At 58.7% G+C, this 18,786-nt stretch carries 19 protein-coding genes; 4 read left to right on the top strand and 15 right to left on the bottom strand.

Translation table 11 applies throughout. From position 1 onward, the window contains the following. The first annotated feature begins 5 nt into the window (after positions 1-5). A complete protein-coding gene (locus tag KGD89_RS21395; RefSeq protein WP_038400029.1) occupies positions 6-791 on the top strand; it encodes a TatD family hydrolase in 786 nt (261 codons plus the stop codon). A gap of 15 nt (positions 792-806) precedes the next feature. On the opposite strand, the gene ampE is transcribed toward KGD89_RS21395, so the two are convergent. From ampE to KGD89_RS21410, 3 genes are all read right to left on the bottom strand, one after another. Further along, the gene (gene ampE, locus KGD89_RS21400) at positions 807-1,643 is read right to left on the bottom strand and encodes a regulatory signaling modulator protein AmpE (protein ID WP_025261809.1); all 837 of its coding nucleotides are present in this window, start codon (positions 1,641-1,643) and stop codon (positions 807-809) included. 15 nt (positions 1,644-1,658) lie between these two features. Then, the gene (ampD, locus tag KGD89_RS21405) at positions 1,659-2,207 is read right to left on the bottom strand and encodes a 1,6-anhydro-N-acetylmuramyl-L-alanine amidase AmpD (protein WP_025261810.1); all 549 of its coding nucleotides are present in this window, start codon (positions 2,205-2,207) and stop codon (positions 1,659-1,661) included. A gap of 142 nt (positions 2,208-2,349) precedes the next feature. Beyond that, positions 2,350-4,605: a DUF1631 domain-containing protein gene (locus tag KGD89_RS21410; RefSeq protein ID WP_025261811.1), complete on the bottom strand. Its 2,256-nt coding sequence runs from the start codon at positions 4,603-4,605 to the stop codon at positions 2,350-2,352. Between the two features lie 346 nt (positions 4,606-4,951). On the opposite strand from KGD89_RS21410, the gene nadC reads away from it, so the two are divergent. Genes nadC through KGD89_RS21425 form a run of 3 tightly spaced genes read left to right on the top strand, consistent with a single transcriptional unit; the run spans position 4,952 to position 8,207 of the window. Next, positions 4,952-5,800, top strand: a complete 849-nt coding sequence (gene nadC, locus KGD89_RS21415) for a carboxylating nicotinate-nucleotide diphosphorylase (RefSeq protein ID WP_025261812.1) — start codon at positions 4,952-4,954, stop codon at positions 5,798-5,800. Between the two features lie 34 nt (positions 5,801-5,834). Continuing rightward, on the top strand, positions 5,835-6,929 hold the full coding sequence (locus KGD89_RS21420; protein ID WP_025261813.1) for a TIGR00266 family protein: 1,095 nt from the start codon (positions 5,835-5,837) through the stop codon (positions 6,927-6,929). Between the two features lie 45 nt (positions 6,930-6,974). Next, complete coding sequence (locus KGD89_RS21425) at positions 6,975-8,207, top strand: VWA domain-containing protein (RefSeq protein WP_025261814.1); 1,233 nt, start codon at positions 6,975-6,977, stop codon at positions 8,205-8,207. Positions 8,208-8,328: 121 nt separating this feature from the next. Here KGD89_RS21425 and KGD89_RS21430 read toward each other — a convergent pair whose 3' ends face one another. The 12 genes from KGD89_RS21430 to KGD89_RS21485 all read right to left on the bottom strand — a co-directional run bounded on the left by KGD89_RS21430 (position 8,329) and on the right by KGD89_RS21485 (position 18,768). Further along, positions 8,329-8,907, bottom strand: coding sequence for a TerD family protein (locus KGD89_RS21430; RefSeq protein ID WP_025261815.1), 579 nt, complete (start codon positions 8,905-8,907; stop codon positions 8,329-8,331). Between the two features lie 39 nt (positions 8,908-8,946). Further along, a complete protein-coding gene (locus KGD89_RS21435; protein ID WP_025261816.1) occupies positions 8,947-9,522 on the bottom strand; it encodes a TerD family protein in 576 nt (191 codons plus the stop codon). 27 nt (positions 9,523-9,549) lie between these two features. Then, positions 9,550-10,584 carry a TerC/Alx family metal homeostasis membrane protein gene (locus KGD89_RS21440; RefSeq protein WP_025261817.1) on the bottom strand — a complete coding sequence of 345 codons (1,035 nt, stop codon included), beginning with the start codon at positions 10,582-10,584 and terminating at the stop codon, positions 9,550-9,552. 29 nt (positions 10,585-10,613) lie between these two features. Further along, positions 10,614-11,063, bottom strand: a complete 450-nt coding sequence (locus KGD89_RS21445; protein WP_025261818.1) for a tellurite resistance TerB family protein — start codon at positions 11,061-11,063, stop codon at positions 10,614-10,616. A gap of 52 nt (positions 11,064-11,115) precedes the next feature. Beyond that, complete coding sequence (locus tag KGD89_RS21450) at positions 11,116-12,300, bottom strand: TerD family protein (RefSeq protein WP_025261819.1); 1,185 nt, start codon at positions 12,298-12,300, stop codon at positions 11,116-11,118. Then, the gene (locus KGD89_RS21455; protein ID WP_025261820.1) at positions 12,297-12,890 is read right to left on the bottom strand and encodes a TerD family protein; all 594 of its coding nucleotides are present in this window, start codon (positions 12,888-12,890) and stop codon (positions 12,297-12,299) included. The genes KGD89_RS21450 and KGD89_RS21455 overlap by 4 nt, the downstream gene beginning before the upstream one ends. Positions 12,891-12,937: 47 nt before the next feature. After that, positions 12,938-13,642, bottom strand: a complete 705-nt coding sequence (locus KGD89_RS21460; protein ID WP_025261821.1) for an HAD-IB family hydrolase — start codon at positions 13,640-13,642, stop codon at positions 12,938-12,940. After that, the gene (locus tag KGD89_RS21465; protein ID WP_025261822.1) at positions 13,643-14,593 is read right to left on the bottom strand and encodes an HpcH/HpaI aldolase/citrate lyase family protein; all 951 of its coding nucleotides are present in this window, start codon (positions 14,591-14,593) and stop codon (positions 13,643-13,645) included. After that, complete coding sequence (locus KGD89_RS21470; RefSeq protein ID WP_025261823.1) at positions 14,593-15,687, bottom strand: cysteine protease StiP domain-containing protein; 1,095 nt, start codon at positions 15,685-15,687, stop codon at positions 14,593-14,595. Before KGD89_RS21470 ends, KGD89_RS21465 begins: the two co-directional genes overlap by 1 nt. Continuing rightward, on the bottom strand, positions 15,680-16,438 hold the full coding sequence (locus tag KGD89_RS21475) for an HAD family hydrolase (RefSeq protein WP_025261824.1): 759 nt from the start codon (positions 16,436-16,438) through the stop codon (positions 15,680-15,682). Before KGD89_RS21475 ends, KGD89_RS21470 begins: the two co-directional genes overlap by 8 nt. Next, a complete protein-coding gene (locus KGD89_RS21480; protein ID WP_025261825.1) occupies positions 16,431-17,564 on the bottom strand; it encodes a phosphoribosyltransferase domain-containing protein in 1,134 nt (377 codons plus the stop codon). Before KGD89_RS21480 ends, KGD89_RS21475 begins: the two co-directional genes overlap by 8 nt. Positions 17,565-17,631: 67 nt before the next feature. Continuing rightward, a complete protein-coding gene (locus KGD89_RS21485; RefSeq protein ID WP_025261826.1) occupies positions 17,632-18,768 on the bottom strand; it encodes a trypsin-like peptidase domain-containing protein in 1,137 nt (378 codons plus the stop codon). Positions 18,769-18,786 lie beyond the last annotated feature (18 nt).

An 18,786-nucleotide genomic window follows, 5' to 3' on the forward strand; every position in this document is an offset into this window, starting at 1 on the left:
CGGCAATGCTGATCGACACCCACACTCACCTGGATTTCCCGGACTTCGACGATGATCGTCAACAGGTGCTCGACAAGTGCCGCACCCTGGGCGTGGAGCGCATGGTGGTGCTAGGGGTTTATCAGCGGAACTGGAAGCGGCTATGGGACCTGACACTGGAGCATCCGGCGCTGTATGCGGCGTTCGGCCTGCATCCGGTCTACATCGACGAGCATCGCACCGAGCATCTGACTGAACTCGGCGACTGGTTGAGCCGCCTCAAAGGCCACCCTCAACTGTGCGCTGTGGGGGAGATCGGGCTGGATTACTACGTCGAAAACCCGGACCGCCAGAACCAGCAGCAGGTCTTCGAGGCGCAACTGCAACTGGCGGCTGACTTCAATCTACCGGCGCTGTTGCATGTACGGCGCAGCCACGCGGATGTGATCGCGACGCTCAAGCGTCACAAGCTCAAACGCAGCGGGATCATCCATGCGTTTGCCGGCAGTCGAGAAGAGGCTCGGGAATATATCAGGCTGGGGTTCAAGCTCGGCCTTGGCGGTGCCGCGACCTGGCCGCAGGCGCTACGCATGCACCGGGTCATCGCCGAGCTGCCACTGGAAAGCATTGTGCTGGAAACCGACTCGCCGGACATGGCTCCGGCGATGTATCCGAATCAGCGCAATAGTCCAGAGCATTTGCCGGAAATATCCCGGGCGCTGGCCGGGCTGTTGAACGTCAGCCCGGAGCAGTTAGCGCAAGTGAGTACGCGCAATGCCTGTGAGTTGTTCGGGTGGCCTGTTCGCGAATGAATTCGCGCCTACAGATCAGATCAACAATGTCCACAGCGCAAAACCCGCATACCAGACGACTGCGGCGCGCACCAGCAACTCCCAGAGCATATCGAGGCTGGTCACGCCATCGGCGCCCATGACAGGTGCCGGGACTTCGCTGGCAACACGGCCGATGCGGGCAATCAGTTGCGCGGCGCTGATATTCCAGTTGAGCAACTCATGCAGCATCACCCGGCTGACCGCCACGAAGTTGCCCACCAGTGCGAAGCTGGCCGCCAGCAACCTGACCGGCACCCAGTCGAAGGCATGACGCAATTGCGTCGCCCGCTCCACCAGCGCCGGAGTCTTGCCGTGTTCGGCCGCCAGGGCCAGCAAGCGATAAGCCAGCGCCGCGACAGGCCCCAGCAGGAAGTACCAGAAGATCACCACGAAGAAGCTCTGATAAGCCTGCCAGAGCATGTAGCCCTGAACGCCCTCAAGCAGTTGCTCGCCGTTGTCTGCCTGCACGCCCATGTCTCTTTCGGCCACATGCACGGCAGCCTGTTCATCACCACGTCGGCAGGCATCGCGAAACGGGCCGAGCGCGGCCAGCAGATCACCACGGCCAAGGCTGTAGATCAGCACCAGAAGATGGACAGGCAGAGCCAGCCAGCCGTAAGCCACCGAACCGACGATGGTCAGCGCCAGGTGCAGTATCAGAAGCGGCAGCAGGACCAACAGAGCCAGCATTATCCGGGGGCGAGAAGCGGTTCGCGGACTTGACTCGAGCCTGGCCAGTTCCTTCAGCCATGGCCCGTCACGTTGTACACGCTGGCGCAGCGCCGAAAACTTTTCGACCCACACTGCCAGCAGCAACACCAGAAAACTCATCGCTTGATCCTCACTTCAGTCCTGCAAGGCGGCTTGAAAACGAGCCCAGTCGAAACACGGCCCCGGATCGGTCTTGCGTCCGGGTGCGATATCGCTGTGCCCACAAATGCGATCGGGCGTGATCGCCACAAATGCCTGGCGCAACTGGCGCGTCAGAGCGATCAAGGCGGCATATTGCGCATCGGTAAAGGGCTGGTCATCCGTGCCTTCCAGCTCGATACCGATGGAGAAGTCATTACAGGCTTCGCGCTCCTGGAAACAGGAAACGCCAGCATGCCAGGCCCGGTCAAGACATGAGACGAATTGAGTCACCTCGCCATCACGTTCGATCAGAAAATGCGCCGAAACACGCAGATCGGCAATACCCTCGAAATAGGGATGCTCGGTGATATCCAAACGGTTCTGGAAAAACTCCTGGACCTTGCCTGTCTTGAACTGAGCAGGCGGCAGGCTGATGTTGTGGATCACCAGCAGCGAGATTTCACCTTCGGGTCGCGCATTGAAATTGGGTGACGGGCAATGCTGCACGCCGTCACACCAACCGCTTGCGGGGTCCAACTGCATGAAAGCTCCTTGAAGATGGGTTTCGATAGGCGCAAGTATGCCCAAACAGCACCTGCGGTAGGAGCGAATTCATTCGCGAAGGTATTTCAGGCGATGGATCTTCGTGGGCCGCTTGCAGGGCGGCCCTCTCCCCGATCAGGTGTTATGCGCCCTTGAGCTTGCGCAGGCTGCTGATCACCGACTCAAGCGCACGGTCGAACAGCAAGGCATCGTCAAGGATGCGGATGGTGCCGCGACGCAATTCGATGGCCAGCCCCATGCGGGACTTCTCCAGAACCTTCATGCCGGTACGATTGACGAACACGTAACGCCCGGAAGGCTCGACGATAGCCGTGAGCTTGCAGCGCAGCTTGTTCTCCTCGTCTTCCTGGATCTCGACCCAATTGCCAACGCGCAGCTTGTCGACCATCTGCAGGCCTGCATCGTCATTGGGCAATTGCAGGACACTTTCATTGCTCAAAGGCTCGTCAGGCGCAGTCAGAACGATCTCCTCCATCACGACCATCATTGCCGGGCCTTCAGCAGGCTCGGCTTCAGCCAGTGCTACAGAGCTTTGAAGCTCCTCACCCTGAACATCCTGAAGGCGTGAGAAATGCTGGAAAGCCTGGACATGCAGAACTTCCAGCTGACTGAAGAATTCACTGGTGGCGAACGGGTCAAAAGCGGCGCTGGTCAGACCCTCGCGCAGTGACTTGAGCAGCCCCGGCACCAGTTCGAGCAGCTTCTGCCGTGATTCCGGGTCTTCGTGCAGTTCGACACTCCAGACCAGATCGTCCATGGCCTGCAAACCGGCCAGCCACTCGCTCGAACCTTCGCCATGCTTGAGGCAGGTCAGCAGCAGCACCTTGCTCCAGGCCTGCTCCAGCAGACGCACCACAGCTTCGGGCAGAGTTTTACCCAGCAAGCGCTGGTTCAATTCATGCTGAACCAACTGACGCGCCAGCTCGGCACGGGTGCGGCCCTCTTCGGCATCCCGAGTACGCTGCTCAAGCAGTTCGCTACGACGGCGCTCGTCGCTGGTGAAAGCCAGGAAGTCAGCCAGCAGTTCGGAGAAAATCGCCGGGTCATCGACAAAATCGTTGAGCAGACGCTGCACGATCTGGTCGACACGCATGTACAGCGAGTCGCGCTGATAATCATCGCGCCCGCCCCAGCCCAGTGCAGCAGTGGCAATTTCGTTGAGCAGACGACGGGCAGGATGGCTGCCACGACTGAAGAAACTCTTGTCGATCACTGCAACCTTGAGCATCGGAATCTGCAAGCGCCCGATCAACGCCCGCAGCGAGTGCGGCAGGTTGCGGTCATCGAGGATGAACTCGAACAGCATGGCAATCAGGTTGATAACGTCCTCATCACCTGCGCCGACGCTGCGAGACTTGCCGCTCTTGACGCTGACACGTGTCAGCAGTTGCTCAAGCTGGTTGCGCAAGTCGAAATCTTCAGGGGCATCCGAAGTCGGCACGTATTGCTGCAAGTGCGAAAGCAGACGCAGCAGGTCCTTGCTGGAGATGGGGCGAACCTCAGAGCTCGGGCCATGACGCGGCGTCAGGTTGCCGCGCACTTGCAGCAAGAGTTCCTGCAGCGCCGAAAACACTTCGAGCACGCCCTTGTCGAGCTTGTCCGCCGCCTGCGCCAGTGCCGGACTGGACAGTTCGCTGACCCGAGCCCTGGGAACAGGCCTGTCGGAAGAACGACGGGCAGGCAAGGCTTTCATTTCAGGCAGGATGCCGGTAGCGATCAGCAACTGATTGGCTTCGCCATACAGGTGATCGATGTTGGTCAGGATGTATTTCTCGAACAGCTTGAGAACGATCAGCTTGACCTTGATCTCGACCCCCAGGCTGCGCTTGGCCTGAAGAAAGAAATTGCACAGCATTGCCGGCCCCATGGGGTTGGCATCGACTGTAATGGATTGGGGAAGCAGCTCGTTCAAGCGCGCGGTCAACTGGCTCAAGGCAACGCCATCGCGGCTCATGACCTTGGCGACCATCGAATCGACGGCCACGGTTTTTTCCAGCTCGTCGTTGGGCACCAGTGACAGCTTGTCGAAAGCGACCGCTGCAGGAAGCACAGGCTCGGTAATCTGGTATTGGCCCAGCGCCAGGAAAGACTCGTAGAACTTGTCGAGAAACGCCCGCTCGATGCTTTTGCGCTTGAGGCGCAAATCGCGCATGGCCTCGAAAAACAGGTTCTGCTCAGTGTTGCTGACAGCGCGGTCGGCCATCTCGAAGAGGGTGTCGTCAGCGTTGTCGAACAACGCCTGCAAAGCATCCTTGAGCTGCTGTGCGGCTTTATCGCGCACCTGCAACAACACGACGGGCAGCCGGGCCAGAGGCGTACTTGTACCCTGGGCAGGAATTCCCTTGCTCAACGGCACAACGTTTTCGTCGTTTTGCATCAAACCCCCTGACAGGAAACGGCTTTAATCCCATCACAAACGCGGCTTGCAACCTTCGCCTGTGAAGCGATCCCCATGGTCTTTGCGCTACGTCAAAGCTATGACGTCAAATACAAGTCGGATTATCTTTCAAAACTTGTATCGAACGCCAGCGAAGTATTGCGCCTTGTAACAAGCGCATTACAGATCAGGGGACGTGCAGCGATAGACAACGCTAATAGACATATATCGCAAAGGAATTTACAAAACCGACCAACAGCACGCTTTGCGAGCGTGACCAGCCTTACAGGTGGGTTACAAAGGTGCCGTGCCTTATACTCCTGCGACTTTGTTAGTGGAGCCCGATATGCCGAATTTACGACTCGCCGACCTGACAGCCGAAATAGAAGCCAATGTGCGGCGCGCATTGCTCGAAGACGTCGGCAGTGGCGACATCACCGCTCAACTGATCCCCGAAGAGCGGCTGGCCAAGGCCACCATCATTTCTCGCGACGAAGCCGTGATCGCAGGTGTGGCATGGGTCGACACGGTTTTTCGTCAGCTCGACCCTCGGGTTGCCGTGCACTGGCAAGTGACCGATGGCGACCGGGTCAGCCCCAATCAGGCGCTGTTCCATCTGGAAGGTCCGGCCCGCTCGCTGCTGACCGGCGAGCGCAGTGCGCTCAACTTTCTGCAACTGCTGTCTGGCGTTGCCACCCGTGCGCAGCACTATGCCGACATGGTGAGCGACACTCAGGTCAAGCTGCTCGATACCCGCAAGACCCTGCCCGGCCTGCGCCTGGCGCAGAAATATGCCGTGACCTGTGGCGGTTGCCACAACCATCGCATCGGCCTGCATGATGCCTTCCTGATCAAGGAAAACCACATTGCTGCCTGTGGCGGCATTGCCCAGGCCGTTGCCGCCGCGCACAAGATCGCCCCCGGCAAACCTGTGGAAGTCGAAGTGGAAAGCCTGAGCGAACTCAAGCAGGCGCTCGAAGCCGGTGCCGACATCATCATGCTCGACGAATTGAGCCTGGATGACATGCGTGAGGCCGTGCGCCTGACCGCTGGACGCGCCAAGCTCGAAGCCAGCGGCGGTATCAATGACGACACCTTGCGGGTGATTGCCGAAACCGGCGTGGACTATATCTCCATTGGCGCGATGACCAAGGATGTGAAAGCGGTGGACCTGTCCATGCGCTTGAGCATCTGACCTGTCCACAGCTCAAAAGAGAGGAGCCGTCATCTTGGAACAATGGTTTGTAGTGAATGCGGGCAAGCAGCTCGGCCCCATGGACGCAGCGGCGGCTCGCCTCATTGCGCGTGAAGCGCCGGGCGCATGGTGCTGGAAGCAAGGCATGCCGGACTGGCAGCCGATCTACCAGGTGCAGGAAGTGCGGGCCATGAAGAAGGATGGCATCACGCCGTTTCCAGACCCGTCGCCCGACATGATCCAGCCACGGCCATCGGCCCTGCCCGCGCACGCAGCTCCAGCTCCAGCTCCAGCTCCAGCTCCAGCTCCAGCTCCAGCTCCAGCTATTAGACGACCTTCGTTTACGCCCGATCCAAACAGCTCAAGCGGTTTTGGCTCCGGGCAAGCCACCGATGGCGTGGACTTCAAGCTGTACGGCACCGAAACGCAGTTCGTCGAGCTTGAGCTGGACCGTGGCGAAAGCGCCGTGGCCGAGGCCGGCTCGATGATGTACAAGACCTGCGACGTGCAGATGGAAACCATCTTTGGGGACGGCAGCAACCAGTCTTCAGGGCTGCTGGGTTCGCTCTTCGGCGCGGGCAAACGCATGCTCACAGGCGAAAGCCTGTTCACGACCGTGTTCTCGCAACAAGGCTCCGGCAAGGGTCGCGTCGCATTTGCAGCACCTTACCCTGGCACCATCCTGCCACTGCGCCTGCGCGACTTCGGCGGCAAACTGATCTGCCAGAAGGACAGCTTTCTGGCAGGTGCCAAAGGTGTGTCCATCGGCATTCAATTCCAGAAGAAAATCCTCACCGGCCTGTTTGGCGGCGAAGGCTTTGTGCTGCAAAAGCTCGAAGGCGACGGCTGGGTGTTCGTTCACATGGGCGGCACCGTTCGCAAGATCGAACTGGCGGCGGGTGAATCCCTGGATGTAGACACCGGCTGCCTCGCAGCCATGACTCAGGGCGTCGATTACGACATCCGCATGGTGGGCGGCATCAAATCCATGCTGTTCGGCGGCGAAGGTGTGTTCTTCGCCAGACTGACCGGCCCTGGCACGGTATGGCTGCAAAGCCTGCCCTTCTCGCGCCTGGCCGGGCGCATGCTGGCGGCCAGCCCGGCGGGAGTGGCACGAAGCGAGCGCTGAACAATCCCGGGGCCGCCACTGGCCCCGAATGCACAAGGAAGAGACATGCTAATCACTCAAGGCCAGCGAATCCCGCTTTCCAGCCTGATTCAAGGCTCGGACCTCACCCTGTCCATCGACATCAAGTCCGCCCATGTGATCGATTACGTCTGCTTCGGCGTTGATGCTCAGGGCAAGCTGTCGGATGACCGCTACATGATTTTCTTCAACCAGCCCGCCAGCCCTTGCAACAGCGTCAGGCAAGTCAACGGCGGCGACTTTCAGATTGCCCTCGCCGGACTGCCTGCTTCCATAGACCGGCTGGTGTTCACGGCGTCCATCGATGGCGCCGGGGCAATGAGCGACATCCAGGCCAGCCACTTCAGCATCAAGGATGCCGGGCGCGAAGTCGCTCGCGGCGAGTTCTCTGGCGCAACCTTCGCTGCCGAAAAAGCCATCATGGTCGCCGACCTCTATCGCAAGAACGGTGAATGGCGCATTGCATCCAACCTGCAGGGTTACAACGCTGGCCTGGATGCTCTGGTGGTGCACTTCGGTGGCGAAGTCGCCGAAGCTCCCGCACCAGCGCCAGCCAGAGTGTCGCTGGAGAAGAAAATCGCCGAAGCAGCGCCTCAGCTGGTCAGCCTGGCGAAAAAGGCTCAGGTCAGTCTGGAGAAAGCCAGACTGACCGACACCAAGGCTCGTGTCGGTCTGGTCTTGGATGCTTCCGGCTCCATGAACGCGCAATACAGCCGCGGCCATGTGCAGGAAGTGGTCAACCGCCTCATTCCTCTGGCGGTGCATTTCGATGATGACGGCGCACTGGACTGCTGGGCTTTCGGCGCCCGGCCTTGCCAGTTATCGTCGGTGTCGCTGAGCAACTTCAAGGACTTCATCCAGACCGACAACGGCGGCTGGAAGAACTGGGAGCTGGGCGCAAGGGTCAATGATGAGCCCAAGGCCATGCGCATGGTCATTGATTACTACAAGCAATCAGGCGACCGGACACCGATCTACATCCTGTTCATCAGCGATGGCGGTGTTCATCAGGACAGGGAAATCACCCGGCTGATGACCGAAGCGGCGAAACTGCCGATCTTCTGGCAATTCGTCGGCCTGGGCGGACGCGGCTATGGAATCCTGGAAAAGCTCGACGACATGACCGGACGGGTTGTGGATAACTGCAATTTCTTTGCTCTGGACCGACTGGATGAGGTTCCGGAAGAGAAGCTGTACGACTTGTTGATGGAAGAGTTCCCGGACTGGCTCAAGGCAGCCAAGGGTGCCGGGATTCTATAAACTTTCAGACAGCTCGTTGGAGCGAATTCATTCGCGAAGATGGCCTTTTCGCGAATGAATTCCCACACCAATAAAAAAACCCTGCCATCGCTGGCAGGGTTTTTCATGACGCTGACCGGGTTTAGCCGATCGATACGCCGTGTGCTTCTGCCAGAGGCTTCAAGCCGCCTGCGAAGCCTTGGCCGATGGCCTTGAACTTGAACTCGTCGCCATGACGATACAGCTCGCCGAAGATCATCGCGGTTTCAGTCGATGCGTCTTCCGACAGGTCGTAACGAGCGATTTCCTTGCCATCCGCCTTGTTCAGAACGCGGATGTAGGCGTTGGCCACTTGACCGAAGCTTTGCTTGCGCTCATCAGCCGAGTGGATGGTGACGCCGAAAACCAGCTTCTTCACAGCAGCGTTCAGGGTTGGCAGCTTGACCAGAACAGACTCGTCGTCGCCGTCGCCAGCGCCGGAGCGGTTGTCGCCCAGGTGCTCGACCGAACCGTCAGCCGACTTCTTGTTGTTGTAGAAAATGAAGCCGCTGTCATCCAGCACCTTGCCATTCTCGCCCACAACGAAAACGGAAGCGTCCAGATCGAATTCGGTGCCGTCGGTCACACGTGGGTCCCAGCCCAGGCCTACGGTGATTTCGGTCAGGCCTGGAGCCTCTTTGGACAGGGAAACGTTACCGCCTTTACTCAGACTTACAGCCATGTGCGTAATCCTTTTCTAAAGAAGTAATAAGGGTATGAATCAGAAATTCATACCGTGAGCGTTGGCTACAGCCTTCAGGCCACCGGCATAACCCTGGCCTACGGCGCGGAATTTCCACTCACCGTTATTGCGATACAGCTCAGCGAAGATCATCGCGGTTTCGGTCGAAGCATCTTCGGCCAGATCGTAGCGAACGACTTCAGCGCCAGACTTCTCGTTCAGTACGCGGATGAAAGAACCGCCCACCTGACCGAAGTTCTGCTTGCGGCTGTCAGCGTCGTGAATGGTCACGACGAATACGATCTTATCAACATCGGCAGGCACGCGAGTCAGGTCGACCTTCACGACTTCATCATCACCATCGCCAGCGCCGGTACGGTTGTCACCGGCATGCTCCACGGAGCCATCGGCGCTCTTGAGCTGGTTGTAGAAAATGAAGTCGGCTTCGCTGCGGACTTTACCGTTGGCACCGAGCAGGAATGCGCTGGCGTCCAGGTCAAATTCCTGGCCGTCAGTGGCGCGCGGGTCCCAGCCCAGGCCGATCAATACATTGGTCAAGGTCGGGTCGGTTTTGGACAGCGAAAGGTTGCCACCTTTTTGCAGAGTCAAAGCCATGATTCGTTTATCTCCTTTTTCCAGTGTTTACGCTTTTTCTTCAGCCGACTCGTCTTTTCCCGGGAAGAGCAGGCTAGCGACAATACCGATTACCAACACCACCATCACAACCAGCAGACTGGTGTTGGCGCTGATGCTGTATCCATGATGGAACAAGTGGTCAGTTGCGTTCAGGCCCAGCTTGATTGCGATGAAGAACAGCAGTGCGATAACCGCTTTCTCCAGGTGAACCAGGTAGCGCTTCAGGGCTTCAAGTACGAAGTACAGGGTACGCAGGCCCAGGATCGCGAACAGCATGGCCGAGAATACGATCAGCGGCTCACGGCTCACGGCGATGATGGCCGGCACGGAGTCGAAGGCGAACAGTACGTCGGAGATTTCAGCCACGACCAGACACAGGAACAGTGGGGTCGCAAAGATCGCGCCTTTGGCAGCCAGGGTGATGCCGCTGTTCTCAGGCTTCTTGATTTCTTCTTCCAGGACAGCGCGGCGTACGAAGAAGTTGTTGCCGTGCAGTTTTGGCCACACCGGGAACAGTTTCTTGGCGAAGCGATAGGCCATGTGCTGGGAGTAGTCGATTTCTTCGTCGTCGTTATCGCCAGCTCTGAGCATCATGATGGCAGTCCAGGCAACGATTACCGCAAACACCACTTCGACCCACGGGCCCAGAGCCAGAAGGCCTGTACCGATGGCGACGAAAATGCCGCGGAATACGATTGCGCCGATGATGCCCCAGTACAGAACGCGATGGCGCAGGCCATCAGGGATCTTGAACCAGGCGAACAAGGCCATGAACACGAAGAGGTTATCGACGCTCAGGACTTTTTCCAGTGCATAACCGGTTACGAACAGCGTGGCGACTTCAGAGCCGTGCTGAACGTACAGGAAACCGGCGAATGCCAGAGAGATTGCCACCCAGAAGATCGACCAGGCCGATGCCTGGGTCAATGTGATCGGCTTGTTTCCCCGGTGGGAAAACATGTCGACGGCCAGGGCCGAGATGGCCAGGCCAACGAAAACGGCCATGGTGAGTGGAGGGAAGCCAAGAGCGGTGCTTTCCATTTAACTGCGTTCCTCAAAAGGGTCAAAAATTACAGGTCAAAGTCGGAAGGATTCAGGCCGAGTTCATTACAGATGGAGCGGCAGACAGCACGTTCCTTCTCGTCGAAGCTGCCATCTGCGCCACCGATGGCACAGCAGACGCGCACCAGAAGGCGGGCAGCATCTTCTTTTTTCTTGATCTTGCCGATGGTTTTCAGCGCTTCGGCGCGACCGATTTCGACATCGAAGTCGAATTTGGCGCATGCATCCTGAAAAGCCTGGATGACGTCTTTCATGTCAAAAACTTTCAGTTCCTGAGAGTTCTGAATGAAGCCGGCCATTTTCTGTTTTTCACTGGAGCTGATTTCGCCATCGGCTGCAGATACCAGGGCACAACCTGAAACCACTGCATCCATGAACTCACGGTTCTTGAACTTCGAGACTTCGGAAGCAAGCTTGTCGCGAGCTGCTGTTGCGTTTGTTTTCAACCAGTCCAGCATTTCAATCCCCTACGAGGCAGCCAGGCCACCTCAGAAAAATCAATCGTGTTGTTTACTTGGAACCTGCGGCCCAGCGCATGCCCCAGCCATAGGCCTTGTCCATGTTGCTATGACCGTTGTGGAAATCCACACGACGGGTCACCTTGACGGCCCCGTTGTCGTTTTCCAGCAGAGCGATCGCACACATGCCCTGACGACCGCCTTCCTCGTTGAGGCGAACCTCGATAGGTGGCTGGCCCGGGGCGTGGATGGTGACAACACCGTCGGTTTCTTTCCAGTTCGGTGCGCCTTCATAAATGAATGCGTAAACCAGAATGCGGCGGATCTTGCCCCAGTGCGCGCCGTTGATATGCAACCACTCGCCGTCGCTGATGGAGCCGGTACGGTCATCGCCCATCAATTTGATGAAAGGCTCGGTGTTGAGCGATCCAAACGAATTGCCCAATGCCTGGACCGCGCCTTTGTAACCGTCCTGTAACTCGAACAGGCAGCCTACATCAAGGTCGATCGCATTGCTCTTCTTCATCGAGAAGAAGCCGCTGCTTTTGCTCTCACTGCGGCGGTTCCAGTTCAGGTTGACCCTGATTTCACCGAAACCGGCACTGGTTTTCTCCAGGCTGACGGAAGCTCGTGTCTTGTCCAGCGTGATCTTGCTGAGACTGACAGTGGGCTTGGGCGCGGCGACTGGTGCAGGTGCAGGTGCAGGTGCAGGTGCAGGAGGCTGGGCCTCTGGCGCTGCGACTTCAACACCGAAGTTCTTCGCCAGAGGCTCAAGGCCACCGGCAAAGCCCTGGGCGACACAACGGAATTTCCAGGCGCCCTGACGCAGGTAGAACTCGCCCAGAATCAGCGCGGTTTCCTTCATGCCACTGGTAGGAATGGCCGCTTCGATTCCGCCGGTGACGGTCAGGGCAAGGTGCGACACGCTGTCGAAGCTGGCCTTGTTTTCATAGATGGTTGCCGTGAGCGCGACCTTCTCGATAGCGGCATCCAGACGACCCGGATCAAGACTGAAGACAGCGCGGCCCGCTGACGCTTCCGTCAACTGCACCGCACCGCCACTCACACTCTTCTGACCGAAGAAACACATGTCGTGATCGCCACGGACCTTGCCTGCACTGGTCAGCAGAAACGCGGAGACATCGATGTCCGCGCCCGCTATAGGGGAATAGCTGACGTCGACCGTCAATGGGCCAGCAGCTACTGGCGCATTGGCGCCTGGGACAAGTTGAGTCATGCGCGTACTGCTCCGATGGCCAGGTCGACCAGATCGTCAGCGGTACGGCCATTGGTGGCCTGACCTACAGCGGTGAAATCCCAGCCGCTGGAGGTGCGCGACAGATAGGACATGACTACGCCTGTGTGCTGACCTTTTTCGGACAGATCGAAGCGACCCAGTTCGTTACGGGTGCCCAGATCGACGATACGGCAGTAGGCATTGGCGACTTTTTCGAAGTTCTGGCCGGTGAACGAGTTGACCGTGAACACCAGATATTTCACGGTTGCCGGCAGTTTTTCCAGATCGACGCTGATGTTTTCGTCATCGCCTGCGCCTTCACCGGTACGGTTGTCGCCGGAGTGATGAATGGCACCGTCACGCGATTGCAACTGGCGGAACCAGACCAGGTCGAGAGGCTTCTTGTCGGCATCGAGCATGATGCAGGAGGCGTCCAGGTCGATATCCCCGCCACCGCCGCCCAGCAGCTTGCCGAAGAAACCGCTCGGCTTTTCAGGGTCCCATCCCAGCCCCATGCTGACTTTCTTAAGGCCTGTACCAGCGGTTTTCTCAAGCGAGATTGTCTGGTTTTTTGCCAAAGTGAGTGCCATTTTTCGCTCCATGTGAACTACGGAATTCGGATAAAAGTGTTACAGCCTTACCGCGATGGGCCATCAATGCCATCCCGATTATGTAACTTGGCGTTAACGGGGCCTTTATAGCGGCCTCGACGCCACGCCGGATGGAACAAACGCCAGTGCGCATCCTGTGCTGCCGCGAGCAATTCATGGTCGCCACGCGTGTCCCCCCAGGCGCGTACCCGGAACTGCGAAAGTGGCCCGTAAACACCCTCAAGGCGCATCACCTTGGAGTCGCAGCGGCAGTTGCTGCCCTCGATCAGGCCGGTGAGCTTGCCGTCGATCACTTCCAGATTGGTGCCGATCAGTTCAACTTTCAGGCGATCTGCGAAAGGTTGCAGGACCATAGCAGGCGATGCTGAACATAGCGTGACAATGGCGCCCTTTTCGATTTCCGCCGCCACGGACTCCAGCGCCGCCGGACGCATCAGGCGCGCCCAGTACAGCTGGCAGAAGGCTTCGGCCTTCTGTTGCAGCCAGTCCACCTCAACGCCGGTCAGAAAGGCCTTGATCAGACGGCCCTTGAGCTCATCGCGGGTCACGCGCTTGGCAAGGTAGCCCAGGCTCGGCAGTACCAGCCGGGCCATACGAACGGAAAAAGCACGCTGCCCAAAAGCGAATTTTAGAAATGGGACAAAGCTGTCATGGCGGGTCAATGTCCCGTCAAAATCGAACACCGCCAGCAGGCGCTGCTCCACTTCCACTTCAAGATCAGGCTCTATCATTTAACTAACTGCCTCAGCGAGTCGAATGCTGGCATCCACGATCGAAGCGGGGGTCGGCAGGACTCCATGCCATTTGGCGCGCTCCATGATGTGGGTTGCCCATTTGTAATGAGTGGCCGGTTCACACATCGCATCGTTGTACTTGAACACCGCCGGAGCGACAGAGTTCAAAATCATCCGTGCGCAATTCAGGTCTTCCAGGCTCACACGAAACGCATTCTGAATGATATTGACCTGCGAGGGGTGGATTGCTGTCTTGCCCACCATACCGTTGGAGATATCCAGCGCCAGTTCCTGCTCCATGATGTCGGGAGTCGCCAATTGCTCAAAAACCGGTGCGGTCAGGGCAAACCCCTGGGAACCCATCACACCGGACAGCATCGGAATCACATAGCCCATGGGCGTGCCATACAGCGTCATGGCCGGATTGCGGCGCAGCCCCAGGCAGCCCATCAGATCGTTACCGCCAATGCGCAAGGCAATGATCCGCTCGCCCAGATTCACCTTGAGTGCCTGCCCCAGTTCGACCATGGCCGTCGGGTTGAACACCTCAGGCGTCTCCAGTGTAGGCATCAGGGCCAGCTCTGGATTGGTAACGGCATCCTCCCAGCTTGCAAGGCTTTGCAGCGAAAGCTTGGGGACAACGAACCCATCGACGTGGGCCATCAGCGGCCAGTCATTGAGAATTTTCGCCATTGCCGCATCGCGAGGACGAACAAACAACAACGGGCCATTGACCGGCCGTCCGCCACGGTCCTGAATGCGTGTCAGCACATTGCGCAGGTTGACCAGCGCCGTCTCGACATCGATCAGCGCCACGGCGTCTTCCAGGCACACGACCAGAGAGCGCAGTTCGGGGATCTTTTCTGCGAATACCACATCGAGAATGTCGTCGCGGGTGGCAGGCATATAGAGCGTTGCACCCAAAGCATAAGGCGAAGGTATGGCCATTAGCTGAGACTCCGAATGATGGTTACCGCCCTATAAGGCCCCAGGGCATTTGCAGATTCTTCGACAGGGATGCCCGCTTTTTCAGTCAGGTGCATGAGCAGTTGCACATCGCTGTCAGTGGTATTGCGTACCAGCACATGATCGGGCACACGGCGCATGACGGCACGGGTAGCCTCGGCAATCCCCGGCTTCACCCGGTTGAGATTGTTGATCCCGAACCGCCCGGCCAGAGTGTCGATCACTTCCCGGGCTGAACGTTTGAGCTCGATGCGCTGCTGCGGCGTCCAGGGTTGGGCTGCAACAACGCCCTGCAGATTGCGGCGCTGACTTTCGATTCGCTCGATGAACGAGCGAGTCACGTCGTGCCCTTGCAGGTGATCGTAAACGACACACCCGTGTAATCCGCCATCAGCAGGCCATATGGAACGCGACACCAGACCTGACACCGTGGCCCCCAGAATACCGGACGGGATGACCCAGTCCTCGGAGGACGCCGCCAGCCACGCACTGCCGCACGGGTCGGCCAGCACCACCAGACGCGGCTCTTCGGGAAACCGCGCATCGCCCGCCAGACTGCGTTTGATCTCCCCGGAAATCGCGCCCTTGCCGGTCCAGCCATCCACGAAAACAATGTTCTGCGCACCATGGGCCTGAATGATGGCCTCAAGCGCTACAGAGTCGATGCCACGGTCACGAATAATGCTGATGCCATAGTGATGCGCTTCGCGGCCCAGTCCGATCAAGGACCGACGCAACAAGACACCCAATGGCAAACCGGCACGCACGAATGACACCAGAACGATCTCGCGCCCCTGGCACGCCTGATCGAGGGCCAGCGCCAAAGCCTGCACGTCGGTCGCCATGCGCAGACCATTCTGCATCAGCGCACGTTCGAACAAAGCGCCATGCGCATCGCCCGGAGCTGACTCCAGGCTGATCATTTCTGAATAATGCTTTTGCTTCGTCTGGATCAGACGCTCTTTTTCCTCGACATCGGTGGTGTCCATCTCGACGCCGCGCAGCAGAAAATGCACGTCATCCGCGAGATAGCTACCGCTGCCCACTGTATCGAGCCCGTGAACGGGATTACTCATGCGCAGCACCGGCGAACATCTTCGCTAACTGGCTGCGGGCAGGCGTTGCCCACCAATGGCACTCGTCCATGAAGCCCAGATCAGTGATGCTGTCACCAAAGCCCAGCACCGGACGCTCGCCGTTGACGGCTCGGTCACGGCGCAGCCATTCCTGCACGGCATAGCGCTTGGCCAACCCGTTGGGCAGGAACGCCAGATTATTGCCGTTGCCATGCACGTGCATGTCGTCGAGCAGGCCACGTGCCTGCACTTCGGCCAGAACGCGAGTCAGGATGCTGTCATCGCTTTCGTTGTGCTTGGTGACCACATAATGGAAAAGTTTCGCCTCCTCCACTACCCAGCCACGCAACGAAACGCCCATTTCCTGACCAATGGCCAAAGTTGCGGCGCTCAGCTCATGCAAACGTCCCTGATAAGCGGCCAGGGTCTGTTTCATCTGTGCATTCCAGTCGCTGTCCAGGCGACCGGCAGCATCGAGCATCACGCCACCATGGGAGCAGATTGCGCCCGAGCTGAACGGCAACTTCACCCGGCTGTAAGCCTCGACGCTACGCGCCGTGACCGGCACCACATCGGAATGGGCCAGCAGCCAGTTCACGAAGGATTTCTGCACATTGGTCATGTAGCCATTGGCATTGCCGGTGAGGTCGACGGTTGCCACATGCTTTTCGATACCGGGAGCCGTCTTGCGGGCGGTCTGGAACAGGGTGTCGTCCAGATCCACGAATATCAGCGGGCGTTCGTTACTCATCACAGATGACCTCGGCATTCAGCGCTTCGACCAGCTCGGCGGGCACAGCCTGCTGAGGGGTTTCGGTGCAGATCAGTACGCGATCGAACTGACCGGGCCGTACGTTGTAAAGAAAATTGGGAATCCCCAGGCCGTAGTTGTCGGAGAACGACAAGGCATGATCGATGGCATGCCCCAGGGCAATCGGTGAACGGCTGGTGGAACTGAAATGCACGTCGGCACCGGCCTTTTCCAGACGCTCGGCCAACAGGAACGGGCGCCAGACGAATTCGCTGGTGCCCACCACCAGAACACGCTCGCCCTTGGCGACCTGAATGTCGGGGGCCAGGGTGTCGAGTACCGAGCGAACACCCAGACGTCCCCAGTCATTAGCGGTGACCAAAGGCCAGTCACCCATGGCGACGGTGCCGACTTCCGGCATGTCCGGCAGTGGCGCGGCCAGATCCTCGGCAAAGGAATAGGAACCCTGCAGCAAGGAAACCTGCTCGGCCACATCGCCCATGGTGGTGCTGACCGCACCGGCCGACCAGTCGGTCAGGACGCAGGTCACGACACGCTCGACCTTGCTCAGCCCGGCCTCGACCAGCGCCCGATAGAGGTTGATAAATGTCTTGCCGGTTGAGGCTTCGTCATCCACCAGCACCAGCGAACGAGCGCCCAGCATCATCTCGCGCAGCGCAGGGTCGGTGGGCAAGTGAATCAGGTGAGCACTGGCGTGGCTGTGTTCTTCCTCGAAACGGGCGAACAGCTCGGTGCCCGTCGGGTGGCGAGTACTGACCAGATACAGCGAATCCGGACGCGACTCGCTGTAGGCGCGATGCACACCGGCACCCAGCCCTACAGCCGTCTCGGCCATGCCGATGACCAGCACCGGGCCAGGAAGATCGGCCGGGATCTTGTAGGCAAGGTCCCGGAAGCTCTTGAGCATCACGCCCGGACGCACCGGGATATGTCGCCCCAACACGCGGGAAACGAAGAGAAACGCCCGCTTGGGATTGCGTCGCTCGGCAAAGCCGAACAGGGAGTCCGGCGCGATGGTGGACGAGTCGACCATCACATCGAGACGACCACGAAGCAGATCAGCGCGAAGCCTTGTAGGGGTTGAAAGAGCTGAACTGCTGTCCATCGATAGATTCCTGGTTAACGGGGCCAATGCCCCTTGCGCCTGCCCGTTTCCCGGAGGAAAGCGGTCGTTACGTGCGCGAGGCCTCAAGGAGCCAGAGCGCCGACTGGGCAGAGCGTGTAATTTCAGTTGTGGTGTACGTCCTCTCAGGACGGGCATGGGATGCCGTTACGCGGCAGGCTTCCAGAAAAGACAGAAGCAATGCCGACTTCACCGCGAAATTCATGTTCTGTGCATCCGGCACACTTGAGGTCACCATCCCGATAACCGCGCCACCGTTGTCGAACAGTGGACTGCCACTGGAGCCCGGCTGAATGGGCGCCGTGAACTGAAACAGGCTGGCATCGCTGTGCAAGCCGAACAGGCCGGATATCCCGCCCTGAGTCACTTGCAGGCTGCCGCCAGAAATAGAAGCCAGTGGATAACCCAGCGCTACCACCGTATCGCCAGGCTCCGCGCCCGTGCCTTCACGGAACGTGACCGGTTTGAGCGGCGAAGCGCCTTGTACCCGCAGCAACGCGATGTCGTTTCGACGATCGACCACCACTGGCTCGACCTTGAAGCGCCCTTCCAGCGAACTGATATACAGCACGCTCATGTCTTCAATGACATGGGCACACGTCATCACATGGGAAGGCCCGACCACAAACGCAGTGCCTGTCGCCGACTGATGATGACCGCCCGGAGAGTTGATGGAACTGCGCCGAGGGTGATGATCATTGACCTCAAGGCCGATCTTGCGTCCAAACGCTGCCAGTCCGTAGGCAGAACCTTCATGCAGCGCTCGAAACTTCCATTGATCGTTGCGCTGGTAAAACTCACCGATGATGATCGAAGCCTCACCGTTGTCCCGCAGATCTGCCTGGACTTCGATTTCCTTGTCGATCACCAGTCGCAAGCTGGAAATATCGCGAATTGGCCCGGTGGCGGCATAGACGTAAACCATCACCAGAACACGATCACTGCCAGCGGGCAGGCGATCCAGCTTGAGGGAACAACCGACACGCTCCGGCCCGTCGCTCCACTCCATCCAGTCCTGCTCGCGATGCAGCAAGGCAGGATTGCCCTTGGGCTGACGTTTTTCGTCGACCGGCAGCAACGCTACCGCCACGTATTCGCCAAATACCGACGCCTTGCCGCTTTCCAGCAGCCACGTGCAATGTGCATTCGCAATAGCTGTATTTGCGCCCGGTGCCAGCAATTTCATGCCCAATCCTCCCTGATA

The organism is Pseudomonas cichorii, from assembly GCF_018343775.1.
Taxonomy (GTDB): Bacteria; Pseudomonadota; Gammaproteobacteria; order Pseudomonadales; family Pseudomonadaceae; genus Aquipseudomonas; species Aquipseudomonas cichorii.

What these genes read in the sequence shown, in the direction of transcription:
- KGD89_RS21395 (WP_038400029.1), top strand. Translation starts at nt 6, where the DNA reads ATGCTGATCGACACCCACACTCACCTGGATTTCCCGGACTTCGACGAT.
- ampE (WP_025261809.1), bottom strand. Translation starts at nt 1,643, where the DNA reads ATGAGTTTTCTGGTGTTGCTGCTGGCAGTGTGGGTCGAAAAGTTTTCG.
- ampD (WP_025261810.1), bottom strand. Translation starts at nt 2,207, where the DNA reads ATGCAGTTGGACCCCGCAAGCGGTTGGTGTGACGGCGTGCAGCATTGC.
- KGD89_RS21410 (WP_025261811.1), bottom strand. Translation starts at nt 4,605, where the DNA reads ATGCAAAACGACGAAAACGTTGTGCCGTTGAGCAAGGGAATTCCTGCC.
- nadC (WP_025261812.1), top strand. Translation starts at nt 4,952, where the DNA reads ATGCCGAATTTACGACTCGCCGACCTGACAGCCGAAATAGAAGCCAAT.
- KGD89_RS21425 (WP_025261814.1), top strand. Translation starts at nt 6,975, where the DNA reads ATGCTAATCACTCAAGGCCAGCGAATCCCGCTTTCCAGCCTGATTCAA.
- KGD89_RS21430 (WP_025261815.1), bottom strand. Translation starts at nt 8,907, where the DNA reads ATGGCTGTAAGTCTGAGTAAAGGCGGTAACGTTTCCCTGTCCAAAGAG.
- KGD89_RS21435 (WP_025261816.1), bottom strand. Translation starts at nt 9,522, where the DNA reads ATGGCTTTGACTCTGCAAAAAGGTGGCAACCTTTCGCTGTCCAAAACC.
- KGD89_RS21440 (WP_025261817.1), bottom strand. Translation starts at nt 10,584, where the DNA reads ATGGAAAGCACCGCTCTTGGCTTCCCTCCACTCACCATGGCCGTTTTC.
- KGD89_RS21445 (WP_025261818.1), bottom strand. Translation starts at nt 11,063, where the DNA reads ATGCTGGACTGGTTGAAAACAAACGCAACAGCAGCTCGCGACAAGCTT.
- KGD89_RS21450 (WP_025261819.1), bottom strand. Translation starts at nt 12,300, where the DNA reads ATGACTCAACTTGTCCCAGGCGCCAATGCGCCAGTAGCTGCTGGCCCA.
- KGD89_RS21455 (WP_025261820.1), bottom strand. Translation starts at nt 12,890, where the DNA reads ATGGCACTCACTTTGGCAAAAAACCAGACAATCTCGCTTGAGAAAACC.
- KGD89_RS21460 (WP_025261821.1), bottom strand. Translation starts at nt 13,642, where the DNA reads ATGATAGAGCCTGATCTTGAAGTGGAAGTGGAGCAGCGCCTGCTGGCG.
- KGD89_RS21465 (WP_025261822.1), bottom strand. Translation starts at nt 14,593, where the DNA reads ATGGCCATACCTTCGCCTTATGCTTTGGGTGCAACGCTCTATATGCCT.
- KGD89_RS21470 (WP_025261823.1), bottom strand. Translation starts at nt 15,687, where the DNA reads ATGAGTAATCCCGTTCACGGGCTCGATACAGTGGGCAGCGGTAGCTAT.
- KGD89_RS21475 (WP_025261824.1), bottom strand. Translation starts at nt 16,438, where the DNA reads ATGAGTAACGAACGCCCGCTGATATTCGTGGATCTGGACGACACCCTG.
- KGD89_RS21480 (WP_025261825.1), bottom strand. Translation starts at nt 17,564, where the DNA reads ATGGACAGCAGTTCAGCTCTTTCAACCCCTACAAGGCTTCGCGCTGAT.
- KGD89_RS21485 (WP_025261826.1), bottom strand. Translation starts at nt 18,768, where the DNA reads ATGAAATTGCTGGCACCGGGCGCAAATACAGCTATTGCGAATGCACAT.